The 18,605-nt window shown below is 59.6% G+C and carries 16 protein-coding genes and 4 tRNA genes; 11 read left to right on the forward strand and 9 right to left on the reverse strand.

The genetic code is table 11. The features are described from left to right. Positions 1 to 170 precede the first annotated feature (170 nt). Positions 171 to 3,122: a DUF748 domain-containing protein gene (locus BLU71_RS17650; protein WP_083353588.1), complete on the forward strand. Its 2,952-nt coding sequence runs from the start codon at positions 171 to 173 to the stop codon at positions 3,120 to 3,122. Beyond that, positions 3,119 to 3,418 carry a DUF2845 domain-containing protein gene (locus tag BLU71_RS17655; protein ID WP_064364128.1) on the forward strand — a complete coding sequence of 100 codons (300 nt, stop codon included), beginning with the start codon at positions 3,119 to 3,121 and terminating at the stop codon, positions 3,416 to 3,418. Before BLU71_RS17650 ends, BLU71_RS17655 begins: the two co-directional genes overlap by 4 nt. Positions 3,419 to 3,685: 267 nt before the next feature. Here the strand turns inward: BLU71_RS17655 and BLU71_RS17660 are convergent, their stop codons facing one another. Then, positions 3,686 to 4,039 carry a BON domain-containing protein gene (locus tag BLU71_RS17660; RefSeq protein ID WP_064364127.1) on the reverse strand — a complete coding sequence of 118 codons (354 nt, stop codon included), beginning with the start codon at positions 4,037 to 4,039 and terminating at the stop codon, positions 3,686 to 3,688. Positions 4,040 to 4,339: 300 nt separating this feature from the next. Beyond that, on the reverse strand, positions 4,340 to 4,777 hold the full coding sequence (locus BLU71_RS17665) for a pilin (protein WP_064364126.1): 438 nt from the start codon (positions 4,775 to 4,777) through the stop codon (positions 4,340 to 4,342). A gap of 226 nt (positions 4,778 to 5,003) precedes the next feature. Between BLU71_RS17665 and pilB the strand changes: the two genes are divergently transcribed. From pilB to yacG, 5 genes are read left to right on the forward strand one after another with little or no spacing between them, the layout of a single operon-like run. Beyond that, positions 5,004 to 6,704, forward strand: coding sequence for a type IV-A pilus assembly ATPase PilB (gene pilB / locus BLU71_RS17670; protein WP_042610478.1), 1,701 nt, complete (start codon positions 5,004 to 5,006; stop codon positions 6,702 to 6,704). A gap of 2 nt (positions 6,705 to 6,706) precedes the next feature. Next, positions 6,707 to 7,924 (forward strand): type II secretion system F family protein, encoded by a 1,218-nt coding sequence (locus BLU71_RS17675; protein WP_083353589.1) that lies wholly within the window; start codon positions 6,707 to 6,709, stop codon positions 7,922 to 7,924. 1 nt (position 7,925) lies between these two features. After that, positions 7,926 to 8,798 carry a prepilin peptidase gene (locus BLU71_RS17680; RefSeq protein ID WP_065615666.1) on the forward strand — a complete coding sequence of 291 codons (873 nt, stop codon included), beginning with the start codon at positions 7,926 to 7,928 and terminating at the stop codon, positions 8,796 to 8,798. Further along, positions 8,795 to 9,418: a dephospho-CoA kinase gene (coaE, locus tag BLU71_RS17685; RefSeq protein WP_042610481.1), complete on the forward strand. Its 624-nt coding sequence runs from the start codon at positions 8,795 to 8,797 to the stop codon at positions 9,416 to 9,418. Before BLU71_RS17680 ends, coaE begins: the two co-directional genes overlap by 4 nt. Next, positions 9,415 to 9,615, forward strand: coding sequence for a DNA gyrase inhibitor YacG (yacG, locus tag BLU71_RS17690; RefSeq protein ID WP_042610482.1), 201 nt, complete (start codon positions 9,415 to 9,417; stop codon positions 9,613 to 9,615). Before coaE ends, yacG begins: the two co-directional genes overlap by 4 nt. Positions 9,616 to 9,664: 49 nt before the next feature. Here yacG and BLU71_RS17695 read toward each other — a convergent pair whose 3' ends face one another. Beyond that, entirely contained in the window at positions 9,665 to 10,354 is a 690-nt protein-coding gene (locus BLU71_RS17695) for an energy-coupling factor ABC transporter permease (RefSeq protein WP_083353590.1), read from the reverse strand. Between the two features lie 189 nt (positions 10,355 to 10,543). On the opposite strand from BLU71_RS17695, the gene BLU71_RS17700 reads away from it, so the two are divergent. The 4 genes from BLU71_RS17700 (at position 10,544) to BLU71_RS17715 (ending at position 13,281) form a co-directional block, all read left to right on the forward strand. Then, a complete protein-coding gene (locus tag BLU71_RS17700; RefSeq protein WP_007909887.1) occupies positions 10,544 to 11,170 on the forward strand; it encodes a DUF1780 domain-containing protein in 627 nt (208 codons plus the stop codon). Further along, a complete protein-coding gene (locus BLU71_RS17705; protein ID WP_064364122.1) occupies positions 11,167 to 11,694 on the forward strand; it encodes an MOSC domain-containing protein in 528 nt (175 codons plus the stop codon). Before BLU71_RS17700 ends, BLU71_RS17705 begins: the two co-directional genes overlap by 4 nt. A gap of 51 nt (positions 11,695 to 11,745) precedes the next feature. Beyond that, positions 11,746 to 11,919 carry a DUF3094 domain-containing protein gene (locus BLU71_RS17710; RefSeq protein WP_007909875.1) on the forward strand — a complete coding sequence of 58 codons (174 nt, stop codon included), beginning with the start codon at positions 11,746 to 11,748 and terminating at the stop codon, positions 11,917 to 11,919. A 63-nt stretch (positions 11,920 to 11,982) separates the two neighbouring features. Continuing rightward, positions 11,983 to 13,281, forward strand: coding sequence for an NAD(P)/FAD-dependent oxidoreductase (locus BLU71_RS17715; protein WP_083353591.1), 1,299 nt, complete (start codon positions 11,983 to 11,985; stop codon positions 13,279 to 13,281). Between the two features lie 244 nt (positions 13,282 to 13,525). Here BLU71_RS17715 and BLU71_RS17720 read toward each other — a convergent pair whose 3' ends face one another. The 6 genes from BLU71_RS17720 to clpB form a co-directional block, all read right to left on the reverse strand. Continuing rightward, a complete protein-coding gene (locus BLU71_RS17720) occupies positions 13,526 to 15,151 on the reverse strand; it encodes a methyl-accepting chemotaxis protein (protein ID WP_083353592.1) in 1,626 nt (541 codons plus the stop codon). Between the two features lie 162 nt (positions 15,152 to 15,313). Continuing rightward, positions 15,314 to 15,390, reverse strand: a tRNA-Pro gene (locus tag BLU71_RS17725). A gap of 97 nt (positions 15,391 to 15,487) precedes the next feature. Further along, positions 15,488 to 15,563 (reverse strand) — tRNA-Lys (locus tag BLU71_RS17730). Between the two features lie 5 nt (positions 15,564 to 15,568). After that, positions 15,569 to 15,645 (reverse strand) — tRNA-Pro (locus BLU71_RS17735). Positions 15,646 to 15,654: 9 nt separating this feature from the next. After that, positions 15,655 to 15,730: transfer RNA gene (locus BLU71_RS17740), tRNA-Asn, on the reverse strand. A 297-nt stretch (positions 15,731 to 16,027) separates the two neighbouring features. Then, entirely contained in the window at positions 16,028 to 18,592 is a 2,565-nt protein-coding gene (gene clpB / locus BLU71_RS17745) for an ATP-dependent chaperone ClpB (RefSeq protein WP_016773142.1), read from the reverse strand. Positions 18,593 to 18,605 lie beyond the last annotated feature (13 nt).

The raw sequence follows: 18,605 nt of genomic DNA on the forward strand, positions 1-18,605 counted from the left end.
AGCGGTCTGTCAGTGACCAGAATTGCTGACTGACACTCCGCTATCGCGAGCAGGCTCACTCCTACAATGGGGATCTGTTCCTACAGAAATTTCTGAACAATCCTGTCCCACATCAAGCACTTCGGAACCAGAATCGCGTGCCATACTCCAAGGCACTCCGATTCAGACAGATGAAGCCGCACATGCCCAAAGGATTGATTCGCGCGATTGGCGCACTGCTGACAGCCCTGGCCCTCTACAGCCTGCTGGGGTTTCTGATCCTGCCGGGCATTGCCTTGCGTGTGGCCAACCAGCAACTGGCGAACTACGCGACGCTGCCAGCGCATTTGCAGCGTATCGAACTCAACCCGTTCAGCCTTGAGGTCACCCTGTGGGGCCTGGTCATCGGCGAGCCGGGCAAGGAACAGGTCGGCTTTGATCGTCTCTACGCCAACCTGCAAATCGACAGCCTGTGGACCAAAGCGCTGCACCTGTCGGACATCGAACTGGACAAACCCAAGAGCGAAATCCTCTTCGCCAAGGACGGCAAGCTCAACCTGCTGGGCCTGTTCAACGTGCCGCCGAGTGAGCCGACACCCGCCGATCCCGACGCCAAGCCATTTCCGCTGCGCATCGACAACATCAAATTGGCCGGCGGCGTCGTGCATTTCGAGGACGCACGCCCCAGCGAGCCGATCGAATTCCTCTACGACGACCTCAGTTTCGAGCTGAAAAACCTCAGCACCCTGCCCGAAGACAGCGCCGACATGACCCTTATCGCGATCGGCCCCGCTGGCGGGCGGATCGACTGGACGGGCAACTTCAGCCTGATCCCGTTCACCTCCGAAGGCACCCTGAAAGTCACCGATGGCCAGATGAAATCCTTCTGGCCCTACGTGCGCGACGCCGTGCCGCTGGTACTGGAAAACGGCGTAGTCAGCCTCAGCACCGACTACAAACTCAACCTGTCGAAACAAACCGAACTGCTGCTGAACAACGTCGCGGTGAGCATCGCGCCGTTCGCCATCAAGGCCCCGGATGGACGCCCGCTGGCCAGGCTCGAACGTCTCGACGTCAGCGAAACCTCGCTGGACCTGGCCAAGCAGCAAGTGGTGGTCGGTAAGATCCGCAGCAACAAGCTGGAAACCTGGGCGGCGCTGGAAGCCGATGGCCAACTGGACTGGCAGAAACTGTTCGCCAGCCAACCGTCGAAACCGGCTGCCAAAGCCGCTGCCGAACCGGCTGATGCACCAGCGGCCGCCGACTCGCCGAAGGCTGAATCGACTGCACCGAGCAAGCCATGGCAGGTGCTGGTCAAGGATGTGCAACTGCGCAACTACACGGTCCATCTCGCCGACCGTTCAGCACAGCCGGCGGTGGCGCTGGACATCACCCCACTGAACGTCGACCTGCAGGATTTCGACAGCCTCAACGGCTCGCCTTTCAAGCTCAAGCTCGACAGCGGCCTGGGCAAGCAAGGCAGGATCAGCGCCGACGGTACGGTCAATCTGGCCCCGGTGAATGCGCAGCTCAACGTGAAAACCCAGGATGTCGACCTGCGGGTCGCGCAATCCTATATCAACCCGTTCATTCGTCTGGAACTGCGTAGCGGCATGCTTGGCAGTGACCTCAAGGTCGACCTGAAAAGCACCGAACCGCTGGCCCTCAGCGTCACCGGCCGCGCACAGATCGATCAGTTGCACACCCTCGATACGCTCAAGACCCGCGACTTCCTGAAATGGCAGCAAGTGGTGGTCGACGGCATCAACTATCAGCACGGCGACAGCCTGTCGATCGACAAGGTCAACCTGTTGCAGCCGTACGTGCGTTTCATGATCAACGACGACCGCACCACCAACGTCGACGATTTGCTGATTCCGCAACCGGCGGACAGCGGTGCAAAACCGGCCGGAAGCAAACCGGCCGGCAAGGACAAGCCGCTGGGCATTCATATTGGCGCGATTGCGATCAACGACGGCTCGGCCAACTTCGCCGACTTCAGCCTGACCCCGAATTTCGCTACCGCCGTGCAGCAGCTCAACGGCCAGATCGGCACCATCGACAGTCGTCAGGCAAAACCGGCCAGCGTCGACATCAAAGGCAAGGTCGACCGTTATGCGCCGGTGACGATCAAGGGTGCGGTCAATCCGTTCGACCCGATGGCCAGCTTGGACATCGCCACCAGTTTCAAACGCGTCGAACTGACGACCCTGACGCCCTACTCCGGCAAGTTCGCCGGGTACCGTATCCGCAAGGGCCGGCTGAATCTTGACCTGCATTACCTGATCACCAAGGGTCAGTTGAAGGCCGAGAACAAGGTCGTGGTCGAGCAACTGCAACTGGGCGAGAAAGTCGACAGCCCCGATGCGGTGAGTCTGCCGCTGAAACTGGCGATCGCCCTGCTCAAGGACGTCGACGGCAAGATTTCCATCGAATTGCCAGTGACCGGCGACCTGAACAATCCGCAGTTCAGCGTGATGCCGATCGTCTGGCAGACCCTGCGCAACCTCATCGTCAAAGCCGCCGCCGCGCCGTTCAAGATGATCGGTGGGCTGGTCAGTGGTGGCGGCTCCGAAGACCTCGGCACCGTATCCTTCGCGCCGGGCTCCAGCGACTTGAGCAAAGACGCCGAAGCGGCGCTGGTGAAACTGTCGCAAGCGCTCAAGGAGCGTCCGGCGCTGCGCCTGGAAATCGAAGGCACTGCCGCGAAAAGCAGCGACGGGCCGTTGCTCGCGGAGCAGCGTCTGGAACGGGAATACCAGTACAACTACTACAAGATGCTCCAGCGCCGTGGCGATAAAGTTCCGGCCCAGGCCTCGCTGCTGCAAGTGCCGGAAGGCGAGAAAGCCGCGCTGCTCGAAGGCATCTACCGCACCCGCCTGAAAACCCAGCCACCGGCAGAATGGAAGGATCTGGGCAAGGAAGAACGCACGGCAAAAATGCGCCAGGCCGTGATTGTGTTCTGGAGTGGCAGCGACGTGCTGCTGCGACAGTTGGGTCAGGATCGCGCCAGCACCATCAAGGATTACCTGGTCGACAAGGGCAAGCTCGAGGATGACCGGGTGTACTTCATCGACGCCAACCTCGGCGAAGCCGAAAGCGATGGCCGCGTGGTAACGCAAATGCATCTGGATGCCGAATGATCATGCGTAATTGGCTGGCGGTGATCGCTCTGATGTGTGTTGCTGGCCACGCGTCGGCTTCGGACACTTTGCGCTGCGGCAGCCAGTTGATCAGCCTCGGCGACCGCGCAAGCGAGGTGCTGCAAAAATGTGGCGAGCCGGCCGGCCGGGACGTGCTCGGCTACAAGCGCAGTGCCAATCGGCGCGAAGAGTTTCAGGTCGAGGAATGGACCTACGGCCCGAACAACGGCATGTACCAGTACCTGCGCTTCGAAGGCAATCGCCTGCGGCAGATCACCAGCAAACGCGGTAACTGATCAATACATCATCCCTGTAGGAGTGAGCCTGCTCGCGATCGCAGTTTGTCAGTCGAGACATCAGTCAACTGACAGACCGCTATCGCGAGCAGGCTCACTCCTACATTTGCTTTGTGTGACCCATGAATAGAACAGGCCCCGACACAAGTGCCGGGGCCTGTAATGGTCACATCCGTGTGACCGTTCGCATGAACTCTAAAGTTGCGGCAGACGTATTGCTCGGCCCGTCTGTCGCGTCTTCTCCCGGTTCAGGCGAGAAGTCTTGCCTTAGTCGGCTTTCAGGCCGTCAGCAGAAACTGCTTTAACGCCTTTGATTTTCTTGGTGATGTTCACCGCGGTGGTTTTCTGAGCTTCGGTGACAGCTACGTCAGAAGACAGGGAAACTACACCTTTGTTGGTTTCGACTTTGATGTCGGTGCCTGGAATACCTTTTTCGGTAACCAGATCGCTTTTCACTTTGGTGGTGATCCAAGTGTCGGAAGTAGCTTCTTTAGCCTTGGTAACTTCACCGGCAGCCAGAACCATTGGCGCTTGGGTAGCCTGAGCGGACTGGGCGAAAGCGCCACCAGCCATGGTCAGGGTCAGAGCGGTAGCAGCGGCAGTGATAGCGAACTTCTTCATACGAGTAACTCCTGTTTTTACTGGAAGTCTGCTGTAACGCTTGTCAGCAGGGTTACCGGAGATATTGCGAACGCTGTGCCAACTTTTTCGACCGTATAAAATCGTTTAAAAACAAACAGTTATGAAAAACGCTGATTTTCACTTTCATGCAAAATGCATGACTCACTTCAATTTCGCATGCAAGTTGCGGTTTTTTGGAAAGTTCATAAGCTGCTGAAATTATTGGAGCTTTTGTGAAGTGCTCGCGAAATGAAAAATGCCCCGCGGTGCGGGGCATTCGGGCTTCAGGCGCGAACCGGATTACGTACCGCTGGCCGTGCAGCCACGAGGCGAGTAATCGGCGTTGACAGTTGTCGCGCAGGTCCATGCGCCTGAAGTATTGCCCGTGGCGGATCCTGATCGAGAAAGCGTGACGGTTTTACCCAGAACCGGACCCGGCGCGTTAAGCAAGGTACAAGTGATTGATCCTGCGCCTGTAGACGCGGTGCCTGTAACCGCCAACGTACAGTTGGAAGTGGCAGTAGTACCGTTGGCGACGTTCGTCAGATCCGGGGTGCCGCCCTGATTGATCGTGTCTTCGAACGGTACTTTGAGCGCGGTAATCTCCGCCAGCCCCGCCGTCACCTTCGACCGCGCCTGATACTTCGAATACTGCGGCAGGGCGATTGTCGCCAGAATGCCGATGATCGCCACAACGATCAGCAGCTCGATCAATGTAAAGCCTTGTTGTTTTTTCATAGACACGCTCCATGCATGAGTCGAAATCTCATGATCTGAACAAGGCTCAGCACAGCCCATGCCAACGCCCTTTTGCCCCCGTCTGCTGGGCGCGCGCATTCCCCGACGCCGTTTCCTACAACCGGCAACCGCACTATCTGACACTTTTTGTCACCTGCACCGGCCGTGTTTGGCGCTGTCACTTGACTAGGCTATAAGTCATGAACGGCAAGCGTGCGGAATCCCCATGAATGACATCGCTCTGAGCGGTCTGGCCAAGCAATTGGTCCAGGCCGAATTGCTCACGGAAACAAGCGCCCGGCAATCCTGGGCGCAGGCCCAGCGCAATCGTGTGTCGCTGGTCAATTACCTGGTGCACAACAAACTGGTCAACAGCCGGCAGATCGCCGAGATTGCCTCGGAACATTTCGGCATGGCCCTGCTCGATCTCAATTGCCTCGACAAAGAGACCCAGCCCAAGGGCCTGGTTAGCGAAAAACTGGTTCGCCAGCACTGCGCCCTGCCCCTGTGGCGACGTGGCAACAAATTGTTCGTGGGTCTATCCGACCCGAGCAATCAGCAGGCAATCAGCGACATCCAGTTCAGCACCGGCCTGAGCACCGAAGCGATTCTGGTCGAGGACGACAAGCTCAGCGACGCCATCGACAAGTTCTTCGACAGCCATGCTTCGGGCCTGGAAGAAATGGCCGATGTCGATCTGGACGGCCTCGACGTCGAGTCCATCGATGACAACAAGCAGGACGTTATCGGCGGCCTCGATGCGGACGATGCTCCAGTCGTGCGCTTCGTGCACAAGATGCTGCTCGATGCGATCAAGAGCGGCTCTTCCGACCTGCATTTCGAGCCCTACGAGAAAAACTACCGGGTACGCATGCGCACCGACGGTATGCTGCGCGAGGTGGCCAAGCCGCCGATCCAGTTGGCCGGACGCATTGCCGCACGTTTGAAGGTCATGGCCAGCCTCGATATTTCGGAACGGCGCAAACCCCAGGACGGGCGGATCAAGATGCGCCTGTCGAAAAGCAAATCCATCGATTTCCGCGTCAACACCCTGCCGACCCTGTGGGGCGAAAAAGTGGTGATCCGGATTCTCGACCCGTCCAGTGCGCAAATGGGCATCGACGCCTTGGGTTACGAGGCCGAACAAAAAGCCTTGTATCTCGCTGCGCTGAAACAGCCGCAAGGGATGATTCTGGTCACTGGCCCCACGGGCTCCGGTAAAACCGTGTCGCTGTACACCGGGCTGAACATCCTCAACACCGTCGACATCAACATCTCCACCGCCGAAGACCCGGTGGAGATCAACATGGAAGGCATCAACCAGGTCAACGTCAATCCCCGCCAGGGGCTGGATTTCGCTCAGGCCCTGCGTTCGTTTCTGCGTCAGGACCCGGATGTGATCATGGTCGGCGAGATCCGCGACCTGGAAACCGCCGAGATCGCGATCAAAGCTGCGCAGACCGGTCACCTGGTGCTATCGACCCTGCACACCAACAGCGCGGCGGAAACTCTCACGCGCCTGCACAACATGGGTATTCCCGGTTTCAACATCGCCACCTCGGTGAGCCTGATCATCGCCCAGCGTCTGGCACGCAAGTTATGTGCGCACTGCAAACGGCCGCTGGAGATCCCGCACGAAACCTTGCTCAAGGAAGGCTTCCCCGAGGAACGCATCGGTCATTTCACGATCTACGAGCCGGTCGGTTGCGATCACTGCAATGGCGGGTACAAAGGACGCGTGGGGATTTATGAAGTGGTAAAAAACACACCGGACCTGCAACGGCTGATCATGGCCGAGGGCAATTCACTGGAAATCGACATCCAGATGCGCCGCGACGGTTTCGCCGACCTGCGCACCTCCGGGCTGCACAAGGCCATGCAAGGCATCACCAGCCTTGAGGAAATCAACCGGGTCACCAAGGATTGAACATGGCGGTCAAGGCAGCGAAAGTCAGCGTTTACGCCTGGGAAGGCACGGACCGCAAAGGCAGCAAAGTCAGCGGCGAGTTGAGTGGGCAGAATCCCGCACTGATCAAGGCGCAGCTGCGCAAACAGGGGATCAACCCGGGCAAGGTGCGCAAGAAATCCGCCTCCCTGCTGAGCTTCGGCAAACGCGTCAAGCCGCAGGACATCGCCTTGTTCACCCGGCAGATGGCGACCATGATGAAGGCCGGCGTGCCGCTGTTGCAGTCCTTCGACATCATCGGCGAGGGCTTCGAAAACCCGGCCATGCGCAAACTCGTCGACGAGGTCAAACAGGAGGTCGCCGCCGGTAACAGCTTCGCCACGTCATTGCGCAAAAAACCGCAATACTTCGACGAGTTGTACTGCAATCTGGTCGACGCTGGCGAGCAGTCTGGCGCCCTCGATACCTTGCTCGAACGGGTTGCGACCTATAAGGAAAAAAGCGAGGCACTCAAAGCCAAGATCAAGAAGGCGATGACTTACCCTACTGCCGTGGTGCTGGTGGCGGCGGTGGTGACCGGCATTCTGCTGGTCAAAGTGGTGCCGCAGTTCCAGTCGGTGTTTTCCGGGTTCGGCGCCGAATTGCCGGGCTTCACTCTGATGATCATCAGCCTGTCGGAGTTCATGCAGCAGTGGTGGTGGGCGATTCTCTTTGCCCTGGTGGCGGCGTTTTTCGGCACTCGCCACGCGCTGAAGACTTCGCAGGCCCTGCGCGACCGTCGCGATGCCTGGCTGCTGAAGCTGCCGCTGGTGGGCACCTTGATGTACAAGTCCGCCGTTGCGCGTTTTGCCCGCACCCTGTCGACTACATTCGCAGCCGGTGTGCCGTTGGTGGAAGCGCTCGATTCGGTCGCCGGCGCCACCGGCAACGTGGTGTTCAAGCGTGCGGTGCTGCGGGTCCGGCAGGACGTGTCGACCGGCATGCAGCTGAATTTCTCGATGCGCAGCACCGGTGTATTCCCCAACATGGCGGTACAAATGACCGCCATCGGCGAGGAGTCCGGGGCACTGGATGACATGCTCGACAAGGTTGCCAGTTTCTATGAGGCCGAAGTCGATAACATGGTCGACAACCTCACCAGCCTGATGGAGCCGTTCATCATGGTGGTGCTGGGGGTCATCGTCGGTGGACTGGTGGTGGCCATGTACCTGCCGATCTTCCAACTCGGCTCAGCGATCTGACATGCCTATCGACGAACTGTTTGCCGTGTACCCGCTGGCCTTTGTGCTCACCGCGCTGCTCCTTGGTCTGGTGGTCGGCAGCTTCCTCAATGTTGTGGTCTGGCGTCTGCCGAAAATGCTCGAGCGCGACTGGCGCCAGCAGGCCCATGATGTGCTCGGCCTGCCCATTGAAACACCTGCGCCGACCTACAACCTGATGCTGCCGCATTCCGCGTGCCCGCATTGCGGACACCGGATCCGCCCTTGGGAAAATATTCCGCTGCTCAGTTATCTGGTGCTGCGCGGGTGCTGCTCGGCCTGCTCGGCACCGATCAGCAGACGTTACCCGCTGACCGAGCTGGCCTGCGGCCTGCTCTCGGCGTTCATCGCCTGGCACCTTGGCTTCGGCTGGCCGGCGGGTCTGCTGATCTTGCTGACGTGGGGCTTGCTGGCGATGAGCCTGATCGACTGCGAGCATCAACTGCTGCCCGATGTGCTGGTGCTGCCGTTGCTGTGGCTGGGGCTGATCGTCAACAGCTTCGGCGTATTCGTGCCGTTGTCCGATGCGCTGTGGGGCGCGGTCGCGGGTTATCTGGCGCTGTGGTCGGTGTTCTGGCTGTTCAAGTTACTCACCGGCAAGGACGGCATCGGCCATGGCGATTTCAAGCTGCTGGCCTTGCTCGGTGCATGGGGTGGCTGGCAGGTTCTGCCGCTGACCATTCTGTTGTCATCGCTGGTGGGGGCGATTTTGGGCGTCGTCATGCTGCGTCTGCGCGCTCAGGAAACCTCGACGCCGATCCCGTTCGGGCCCTTTCTGGCAATTGCCGGCTGGATTGCCTTGCTCTGGGGTGGTCAAATAACCGACTTCTATTGGCAGTCTGTCGGTTTGAAATGAATACCCCTGTGGAAAAACCCTGGATTCTCGGCCTGACCGGCGGCATCGGCAGCGGCAAAAGCGCGGCGGCCCAGCACTTCATCGACCTCGGTGTGCATGTGGTGGATGCCGATCACGCCGCGCGCTGGGTGGTCGAGCCGGGACGTCCGGCGCTGGCGAAGATCGCCGAACATTTCGGCCCCAGCGTGCTGCAGGCCGACGGTACACTCGACCGTGCCGCTCTGCGCAAACTGATCTTCGAAGACCCTGAACAACGGCGTTGGCTCGAAGCGCTGCTGCACCCGTTGATCGGCGAAGAAATCGCTCATCATCTGGCGCAGGCAAAATCGCCTTACGCGATTCTGGTTTCACCGTTGCTGATCGAGTCCGGGCAATACGCGATGACCCAACGTATCCTGGTCATCGATGCGCCACAGCAACTGCAGATCGAACGCACCCTGCAGCGAGACCAGACCAGCGAACAACAAGTGCAAGCGATCCTCAAGGCGCAATCGAGCCGTGAAGACCGCGTGAGCCGTGCCGACGACGTGATCGTCAACGACCGCGACCTCGCCTGGCTGCACAGCGAGGTCGAGCGTCTGCATCACTTTTATCTGACTTTATCCGGAGGCCAAGCATGAGCCAGATTCCAACCGTTGAATGCCCAACCTGCGGCGCCCCCGTCGAATTCATCCCGGAAAACGAATTCCGTCCGTTCTGCTCGCACCGCTGCAAACTGATCGACCTCGGCGCCTGGGCCTCGGAAGAGCACAAGATTCCGGTTGCCCCTGACGCCGAAGACGAGTTGTTTTCCGGCGATTTCGATCCGCGTCACTGATCGCTGATCGAGGTCGCATAAGCCCGCGAGCATGGCGGTTCGATGTGGATCAAGACTTCGGATCGTCATCCTTCCATGGTGCCGAGAGGTAGCGGGTGCGGTTGAAGGTCTCCAGCCACTCCGGGCAGAACACCACCAACGCACTGACCACCATGCCGTTGATGAAGGCTTCGGGAAACAGCAGCAGCCACAGGTAACCGACGAAATCTTCCAGCCACTCCGGCATGGCGAACAGGCCGTCGTACCACAGCAGCGTCAGGCTCAGGATCAGGCACACCAGCCCGGACAACGCAGCGGCAAAGAAGCCGGAACAGAAGATGTAAACGAACGGATTTCGTGGCTGCGCGCGCTCGACAAGGATCGCCACGCATTCGGTGACCAATACCGGTAACAGGATCAGCAACGCGCCATTGACGCCGACCGCGGCCAGATCCTGACGGCCCAACAGCACCAGACCGGTCTGCGCGATCAGCCCGCCGACGATCGCCAGCGGCCAATCGAGCAGCAGCGTCACCGCCGTCATGCCGATGAAGTGATAAGACACGCCGGTATCGAAATCCCTGCGCACCAGCCACAGCAGGAACAGCGCGAACACCGTTCCGAACAGCAAGTGCTGACGACGACTGTCGCTGAACAGCTCGACCCACGGCGCGCGCATGATCGCCCAGAGCAGCACCGGCAGATAAATCAGCCAGCCGAGCGTCAGGCTTGCCGTTGAAAGCAGTTCGGCACCGATCATGATTCCCTCACCTGCTACTCGACACGCTTTTTGTAGGAGCTGCCGAAGGCTGCGATCTTTTGATCTTGTTTATAAAAGCAAAAGATCGCAGCCTTCGGCAGCTCCTACAAGGGCGCAATCGCACGACGTTTATATCTGGGCCAATGCAAAGCTATCTGCCTGTCGCATTTGGACGCTAAGCTTGGGCTTATGGATGATTCAGATTATTTACGCCTGCTGACCATCGCGGCCGAGCAAGCCAACGCGTTCCTGTCCAATGCCCGCAAATGGGAGCGTGAGCGTTGGGTCTGCCAGCGCCTGCTGCAAGGCTTGAACATCCCCTACCGTGCCGACGAATTCGCGCCGGCCGGTGAACCGCCGGACGTGCTGTTCCGCGATGCCAACTTCGAAGTTTTTTTCGTCCTCGACGAAGGCCGTCGCCTCAACGATGAATGGCGCGATGAATTGCAGCGCCGGCGCAGCGCGTTTTCCCTGAGCCAACTGGTGCGCCGCGAAGCCAAGCCGAAACGCATCCCGGCCAATGAATTCCTCCTGCGTCTGGCGCCGACCCTGCGCAAGAAGGCGCACAACTACAAGGAACGCGGCATGGATCTGGGTGAACTGGACATCATCGCCTTCGCCAGCCTCAAACGCGAAGTGCTCGACCTCAACAGTCATTTCCCGCCACCGACCGAATACCTGCGCCAGGGCTGGCGCTCGCTGTCACTGGTCGGCCCGACGTTCGCCAGGGTGCTGTTCGCCCACCCCGACGCACCGGACTTTCTGCGCAGCAATCTTGGCCGCAGCATCGTCTTCGACGTGGGCATCAGTCTGTGACGCCGCTGCAGCAGTTGATCGCCGAAGTACCGCAAACAGGTCGGGTGCGCTGGATCGGCGTGCGTCCGGCGTCGCGTGGGCCGATGCTTGAGCTCGACGCGGTCGAGGCGCGACTGGAAGCCGGACTCACCGGCGACCACGCCAGACCGGGCGTGCGCAACGCGCGTCAGGTGACGCTGATTCAATGGGAACACCTGGCGGTGATCAACGCCTTGATGGGCCGTCCCGACGATCAACCGATCGGGCCTGAAGATATGCGGCGCAATCTCGTTATAAGCGGAATCAATTTGTTTAGCCTGAAGGGGCGGCGCTTTCGCATCGGGCAGGCGATACTCGAAACCACTGGCTGGTGTCAGCCCTGCGCACGTTTGCAGAACAATCTCGGTCCGGGCACTTTTCAAGCCGTGCGCGGGCATGGCGGGATCACCGCCCGAGTGTTACAAAGCGGCATCATTCGCCTCGACGATGAAGTACGCGTCGAACCGGTTCCGGACAGCGGCTATGCGCCGTTCCACCCCGGCTGAACACCGCTGTAGCTTCTGCTCATTCAGTAACGTCTACCTGACGAGGCAAATATGACCAGCCGCCTGAACCCCGAAGACCAAAAGCATGTCGAAGAGTACCTGCAACTGTCCCAACACCGTGTCGAGCGCCGGCCTTTCCGGCCGTGGATGCTCCTGGTGCTGGTACTGGCGGTGACCATTGGTCTGGGCCTGTTGAGCCGATTTATCAGTTACCTGACGTTATGAGCTGCCTTGCGCTCCCTCGGGTAACCGCACCGATTTCCTTTAAAAACCTTGCGAGTTATCCCTATGTCCCATCGTATTGTCATTGTCGGCGGCGGCGCCGGCGGTCTGGAGTTGGCTACCCGTCTGGGTAAGACTCTGGGCAGACGCGGCACGGCCAGCGTCATGCTGGTCGACGCGAACCTGACCCACATCTGGAAACCGCTGCTGCACGAAGTCGCTGCCGGTTCCCTGAACTCTTCCGAAGACGAACTCAACTATGTCGCCCAGGCGAAATGGAACCACTTCGAGTTCCAGCTCGGGCGCATGAGCGGGCTCGATCGCGCGCAGAAAAAGATCCAGCTGGCCGCCACCTACGACGAAAACGGCGTCGAGCTGGTGCCGGCGCGTGAAGTGGCTTACGACTCGCTGGTAATCAGCGTCGGCAGCACCACCAACGATTTCGGCACCCAGGGTGCGGCGCAGCACTGTCTGTTCCTCGATACGCGCAAACAGGCCGAGCGCTTCCATCAGCAATTGCTCAATCACTATCTGCGCGCCCACGCCGGGCAGACCGATGTGGTCGAGCAGATCAGCGTGGCCATCGTCGGCGCCGGCGCCACAGGCGTGGAACTGGCGGCCGAGCTGCACAACGCCGCCCATGAACTGGCGGCGTATGGTCTGGACCGGATCAAACCGGAAAACATGCACATCACGCTGATCGAAGCCGGCCCGCGAGTGCTGCCTGCCCTGCCAGAGCGCATCAGCGGGCCGGTGCACAAGACCCTGGAGAAGCTCGGGGTCAATGTGATGACCAACGCCGCGGTCAGCGAAGTCACCGCCGACAGCCTGATCACCGCCGATGGCAACGAGATCAAGGCCAGCCTGAAAGTCTGGGCCGCCGGTATTCGCGCACCGGGTTTCCTCAAGGACATCGACGGTCTGGAAACCAACCGCATCAATCAGCTGCAAGTACTGCCAACCCTGCAAACCACCCGCGACGAAAACATCTTTGCCTTCGGTGACTGCGCGGCCTGCCCGCAGCCGGGCACCGATCGCAACGTCCCGCCGCGTGCACAAGCTGCGCACCAGCAGGCGTCGCTGCTCGCCAAGTCGCTGAAACTGCGCATCGAAGGCAAGACCCTGCCGGAGTACAAGTACACCGACTACGGCTCGCTGATTTCGCTGTCGCGTTTTTCTGCTGTGGGTAACCTGATGGGCAACCTGACCGGCAGCGTCATGCTTGAAGGCTGGCTGGCGCGGATGTTCTACGTGTCGCTGTACCGCATGCACCAGATGGCGCTTTACGGCCCGTTCCGCACGGCGATGCTGATGCTGGGCAGCAAGATTGGCCGTGGTACCGAGCCGCGTCTGAAACTGCACTAAAGCGCAAACCTGTGGGAGCGAGCTTGCTCGCGAAAGCGGTGGGTCAGTCAACACTGTCGTTGAATGATCCGGCCTTCGCGAGCAGGCTCGCTCCCACATTGTCTTGTGTTGTGCGCAATTCAGCAGACAACCACGATATATGTAGGAGTGAGCCTGCTCGCGATGGCGATCTGTCCTTCACTCATGCAATGCCTGAACCACCGCTATCGCGAGCAGGCTCACTCCTACAATTGATCTCTGTTCATCAGAGCTGGAAGCGTCGCACCATGCCTTGCAGGGCATTGGCCAGTTGCGACAGCTCATGGCTCGACGCGCTGGTCTGATCGGCTCCTGCGGCCGAACGCACCGACAAATCACGAATATTCACCAGATTGCGATCCACCTCCCGCGCCACCTGCGCCTGTTCTTCAGCGGCGCTGGCGATGACTAGGTTGCGCTCGTGAATCTGGTGCACCGAAGCTGTAATCGTCACCAGCGCCTCACCCGCCCGCTCAGCCAGGACCAGCGTGCTCGCCGCACGGGAAGCGCTGGCCTGCATTGAATCCAGCGCCAGGCTCGAGCCGCTGCGCATGCCTTGCACCATTTGCTCGATTTCCTGCGTCGATTGCTGGGTCCGATACGCCAGTGCGCGCACCTCATCGGCCACTACCGCAAAACCTCGACCGCTTTCACCCGCGCGTGCCGCTTCAATGGCCGCGTTGAGCGCCAGCAGATTGGTCTGCTCGGCGATAGCCCGAATCACGTCCAGAACCTTACCGATGTCTTGCGACTGATTGGCCAGCGACTGCACCAATTCGCCGGTGTTCTGCACATCACTGGCCAAGGCGCTGATAGCGCTGGCGGTTTCGCTGACGCGCTCCTGGCCCAACTGCGCCGACTGACTGGATTGACGCGTGGCATCGGACGTCGACACCGCGTTGCGCGCGACCTCCTCCACCGCAGCGGTCATCTGATTGACCGCCGTGGCGGCTTGTTCGATTTCGTTGTTCTGCTGCTGCAGGCCTTGGGTGCTGTCGACGGTGACGGCGCTCAGTTCGTCAGCGGCGGTGGCCAACTGCGTGGCTGAGCCGCTGATGCCTTGCAGGGTCTCGCGCAGGTTTTGCTGCATCGTCGCCAGGGCCTTGAGCAAGCGGCTGACTTCGTCGTTGCCATGGGTTTCGATGGGGCGGGTCAGATCGCCCTGCGCCACGCTTTCCGCGGCGCTTACGGCGCTGCTCAGCGGGCGCACGATACTGCGTGTGAGCAACATCGCCAATGCCACCGTGGCCAGTGCTGCCAGGGCGATGAACAGGGTTACGATTGTCCGCGAAGTTTCGTAATGCGCGGCGGACTTCTCGCTTTCAGCCGCGACCTGGCGAGCGAACAGATCGGCCAGATCGTTGAGTTGCTTGCCGGAGCCGTCGACCACGGTCTTCATGTCGACCAGCAGCAATTTGGTCAGCTCGTCACGCTTGCCTTGCTCGGCGAGGGTGAATGACTGGGCAATGCCGGTGCGATAGGCGGCGAAGGTTTTCTTGAACTGGTCATACAGCTGCTGACCCTCGGCAGTGTCGACCAGTTTGTCGTAGGCGGCGATCTTCTCGCTCAGCTCCTTGTCGCGGGTGTCCATCTGGCCGCGATAGGTGGCGATGTTGGCCGGATCCTGATCGAGCGCCATGCGCAGGGAAATGGTGCGGATGCGCAGCATCAGTTCGCGGATCTCGTCGCCGCCACGAATACTTGGCAACCAGCGGTTCTCCACCGCTACCTCACTGTCGCGAATGCTCGACATCTGCCCCAGCGCAAACACGCCGAGCAAGGCCACCAACACTGCGATCAGGGCAAATCCCAGGGCAGCCCGGGGAGCAATATTCAACTGACGAAGCAACATGACGAACGCCCTTATTCTTGTAATGGCCAGATTCAAGGGGCGAAGCGTTGGCAGTCCCCTCGTGTTAGCGGGCTATCGGCAGGTTGTATGACGACTTGAAGGGATTCGCCTTTCGGCAGGCAAAAAAAATCCCCGTATCTTTCGATACGAGGATTTTCAATATGGTCGGGGTAAGGGGATTCGAACTCCTGACATCCTGCTCCCAAAGCAGGCGCGCTACCGGACTGCGCTATACCCCGGTAAAAAAAAGGCGACCTTTCAAAGATCGCCTTCTTCGATCAGCGCTTTTGGCCTCTGATCTTAAGATTCGATCCCAGCGCTAACTGGTTTCAAAAATGGTGGGTCGTGTGGGATTCGAACCTACGACCAATTGGTTAAAAGCCAACTGCTCTACCAACTGAGCTAACGACCCAAATATGGTCGGGGTAAGGGGATTCGAACTCCTGACATCCTGCTCCCAAAGCAGGCGCGCTACCGGACTGCGCTATACCCCGATTTGAAATTGGCTCCGTGACCAGGACTCGAACCTGGGACCCAATGATTAACAGTCATTTGCTCTACCGACTGAGCTATCACGGAACTACATATTTCAAGTTACAACGGTGAAGCCTTGTTGCTTCTCGCCACCCGTTCGCATCGCTGCGTTCGTGTGTCTGAGGCGCGCTATTCTACAACCTAGAACACCTCTGTCAACCCCCTAAATTGCTTTCAAGTTAATGATTTGCAACTTATTTCAGATTCCAACCCGGTGGGTTGAAACGCTGCCGGTGACTGACTGCGGGGCGCACTTTACAAGCCTTTTCCTTTGAGTTCAACAGCCTGGCGAAAAAAAGGCCTCGCAATGCGAGGCCTTCCCGGTTTCATTGCCGCTGAGGCTTAGCCGAAAACGATTTCGTCGTTCTCGACCTTGCCAGTGGCGGTGTCGCCCGGCATGAAATGTCCCGACAGGATCAACTGCGCCAGCGGGTTTTCGATCCAGCGCTGGATCGCCCGTTTCAAAGGACGCGCGCCATACACCGGGTCGTAACCGACGGCGATCAGCTTGTCCATCGCCTCCGGACTCAGCTCCAGCTTCAGCTCGCGCTCGGCCAGGCGACTGCGCAGACGGCCCAGCTGGATCTCGGTAATCCCGGCGATCTGGTCGCGTGCCAGCGGCTCGAAGATCACCACTTCGTCGACGCGGTTGATGAACTCCGGCCGGAAGTGCGACGTCAGCGCGTCCATCACCGCGGCACGCTGCGCTTCACGATCACCGACCAGCTCCTGGATCTGCATCGAGCCGAGGTTGGACGTCATCACGATCACCGTGTTGCGGAAGTCCACCGTACGCCCGTGACTGTCGGTCAGACGGCCATCCTCGAGCACTTGCAGGAGGATGTTGAACACATCCGGGTGCGCCTTCTCGACTTCATCCATGAGGATCACCGAATACGGCTTGCGACGCACCGCTTCGGTCAGATAACCGCCCTCTTCATAGCCGACGTAGCCCGGTGGCGCACCAATCAGACGAGCCACGGAATGTTTTTCCATGAACTCGGACATGTCGATCCGCACCATCGCCTCTTCCGTGTCGAAGAGGAATTCGGCCAGCGCCTTGCACAGCTCGGTTTTACCGACACCGGTCGGGCCGAGGAACATGAACGAGCCGCTCGGACGATTCGGGTCGGACAACCCGGCACGGGAACGCCGCACGGCGTTGGCCACGGCCACGACCGCCTCTTCCTGACCGATTACCCGTTTATGCAACAGGCTTTCCATCTTCATCAGCTTGTCGCGCTCGCCTTCGAGCATTTTCGACACCGGGATGCCGGTCCACTTCGACACGACTTCGGCGATCTCTTCCTCGGTCACCTTGCTGCGCAGCAACTGATTTTCGCTCTTGCCGTGCTGGTCGACCATCTGCAGGCTGCGCTCCAGATCCGGGATCACCCCGTACTGCAACTCGGCCATGCGGTTCAGGTCACCTTTGCGGCGCGCCGCTTCCAGTTCCTGACGCGACTGTTCGATCTTCTGTTGAATCTGCGCAGAGCCCTGCACCTCGGCTTTTTCCGAGTTCCAGATTTCTTCCAGATCGGAATACTCACGCTCGTGACGCTCGATTTCTTCCTGGAGTTTTTCCAGACGTTTCTTCGCCGCGTCGTCGCTTTCTTTCTTCAGTGCCTGGGATTCCACTTTCAGCTGAATCAGGCGTCGCTCGAGACGATCGAGTACTTCCGGTTTGGAGTCGATCTCCATGCGGATGCGGCTGGCGGCCTCGTCGATCAGGTCGATAGCCTTGTCCGGCAGCTGCCGGTCAGTGATGTAGCGATGGCTGAGCTTGGCCGCGGCGATGATCGCGCCGTCAGTGATCGCCACCTTGTGGTGAACCTCGTAACGTTCCTTGAGGCCACGCAGAATGGCGATGGTGTCTTCTTCGCTTGGCTCGTCCACCAGGACTTTCTGGAAACGCCGCTCGAGCGCCGCGTCCTTCTCTATATATTGGCGGTACTCGTTGAGCGTGGTCGCGCCGACGCAGTGCAACTCGCCACGGGCCAGCGCGGGTTTGAGCATGTTACCGGCGTCCATCGAGCCTTCGCCTTTACCGGCGCCGACCATGGTGTGCAGTTCGTCGATGAACAGAATGATCTGCCCTTCCTGCTTCGACAGTTCGTTGAGCAGGCCTTTGAGGCGCTCTTCGAACTCACCGCGGTACTTGGCACCGGCGATCAGTGCGCCCATGTCCAGCGACAGCAGGCGTTTGCCCTTGAGGCCGTCCGGCACTTCGCCATTGATGATGCGCTGGGCCAGACCTTCAGCGATCGCGGTTTTACCCACGCCAGGTTCACCGATGAGGACCGGGTTGTTCTTGGTACGGCGTTGCAGAACCTGAATGGTCCGACGGATTTCGTCGTCACGGCCGATCACCGGATCGAGCTTGCCGTCCTCGGCGCGCTTGGTCAGGTCGACGGTGTACTTGTCCAGCGCCTGCCGCGACTCTTCGTGGTTGGCGTCATTCACCGCTTCGCCGCCACGCAAGTTATTGATCGCGTTTTCCAGGGCTTTCTTGCTCACGCCCTGGCCGAGCAGCAACTTGCCGAGCTTGCTGTTTTCGTCCATTGCGGCGAGCAGCACCAGTTCGCTGGAGATGAACTGGTCGCCTTTCTGCTGGGCCAGACGGTCGGCCTGATTGAGCAGGCGCGCCAGATCCTGCGACATGTTCACGTCGCCGGTCGGGTTCTGGATTTTCGGTAATTGGTCGAGCTCTTTGGTCAGCTCTTTACGCAAGCTGTTGACGTCGAAGCCTACTTGCATCAGCAACGGTTTGATCGAACCGCCCTGCTGTTCAAGCATGGCCTGCATCAAGTGCGCCGGCTCGATGGCCGGATGATCGTGGCCAACCGCCAACGACTGGGCGTCGGACAGGGCCAACTGCAATTTGCTGGTTAAACGGTCTATACGCATGGGTCACCTTCCT

It is taken from the genome of Pseudomonas moraviensis (genome assembly GCF_900105805.1).
In the GTDB taxonomy this organism is placed as follows: domain Bacteria; phylum Pseudomonadota; class Gammaproteobacteria; order Pseudomonadales; family Pseudomonadaceae; genus Aquipseudomonas; species Aquipseudomonas moraviensis_A.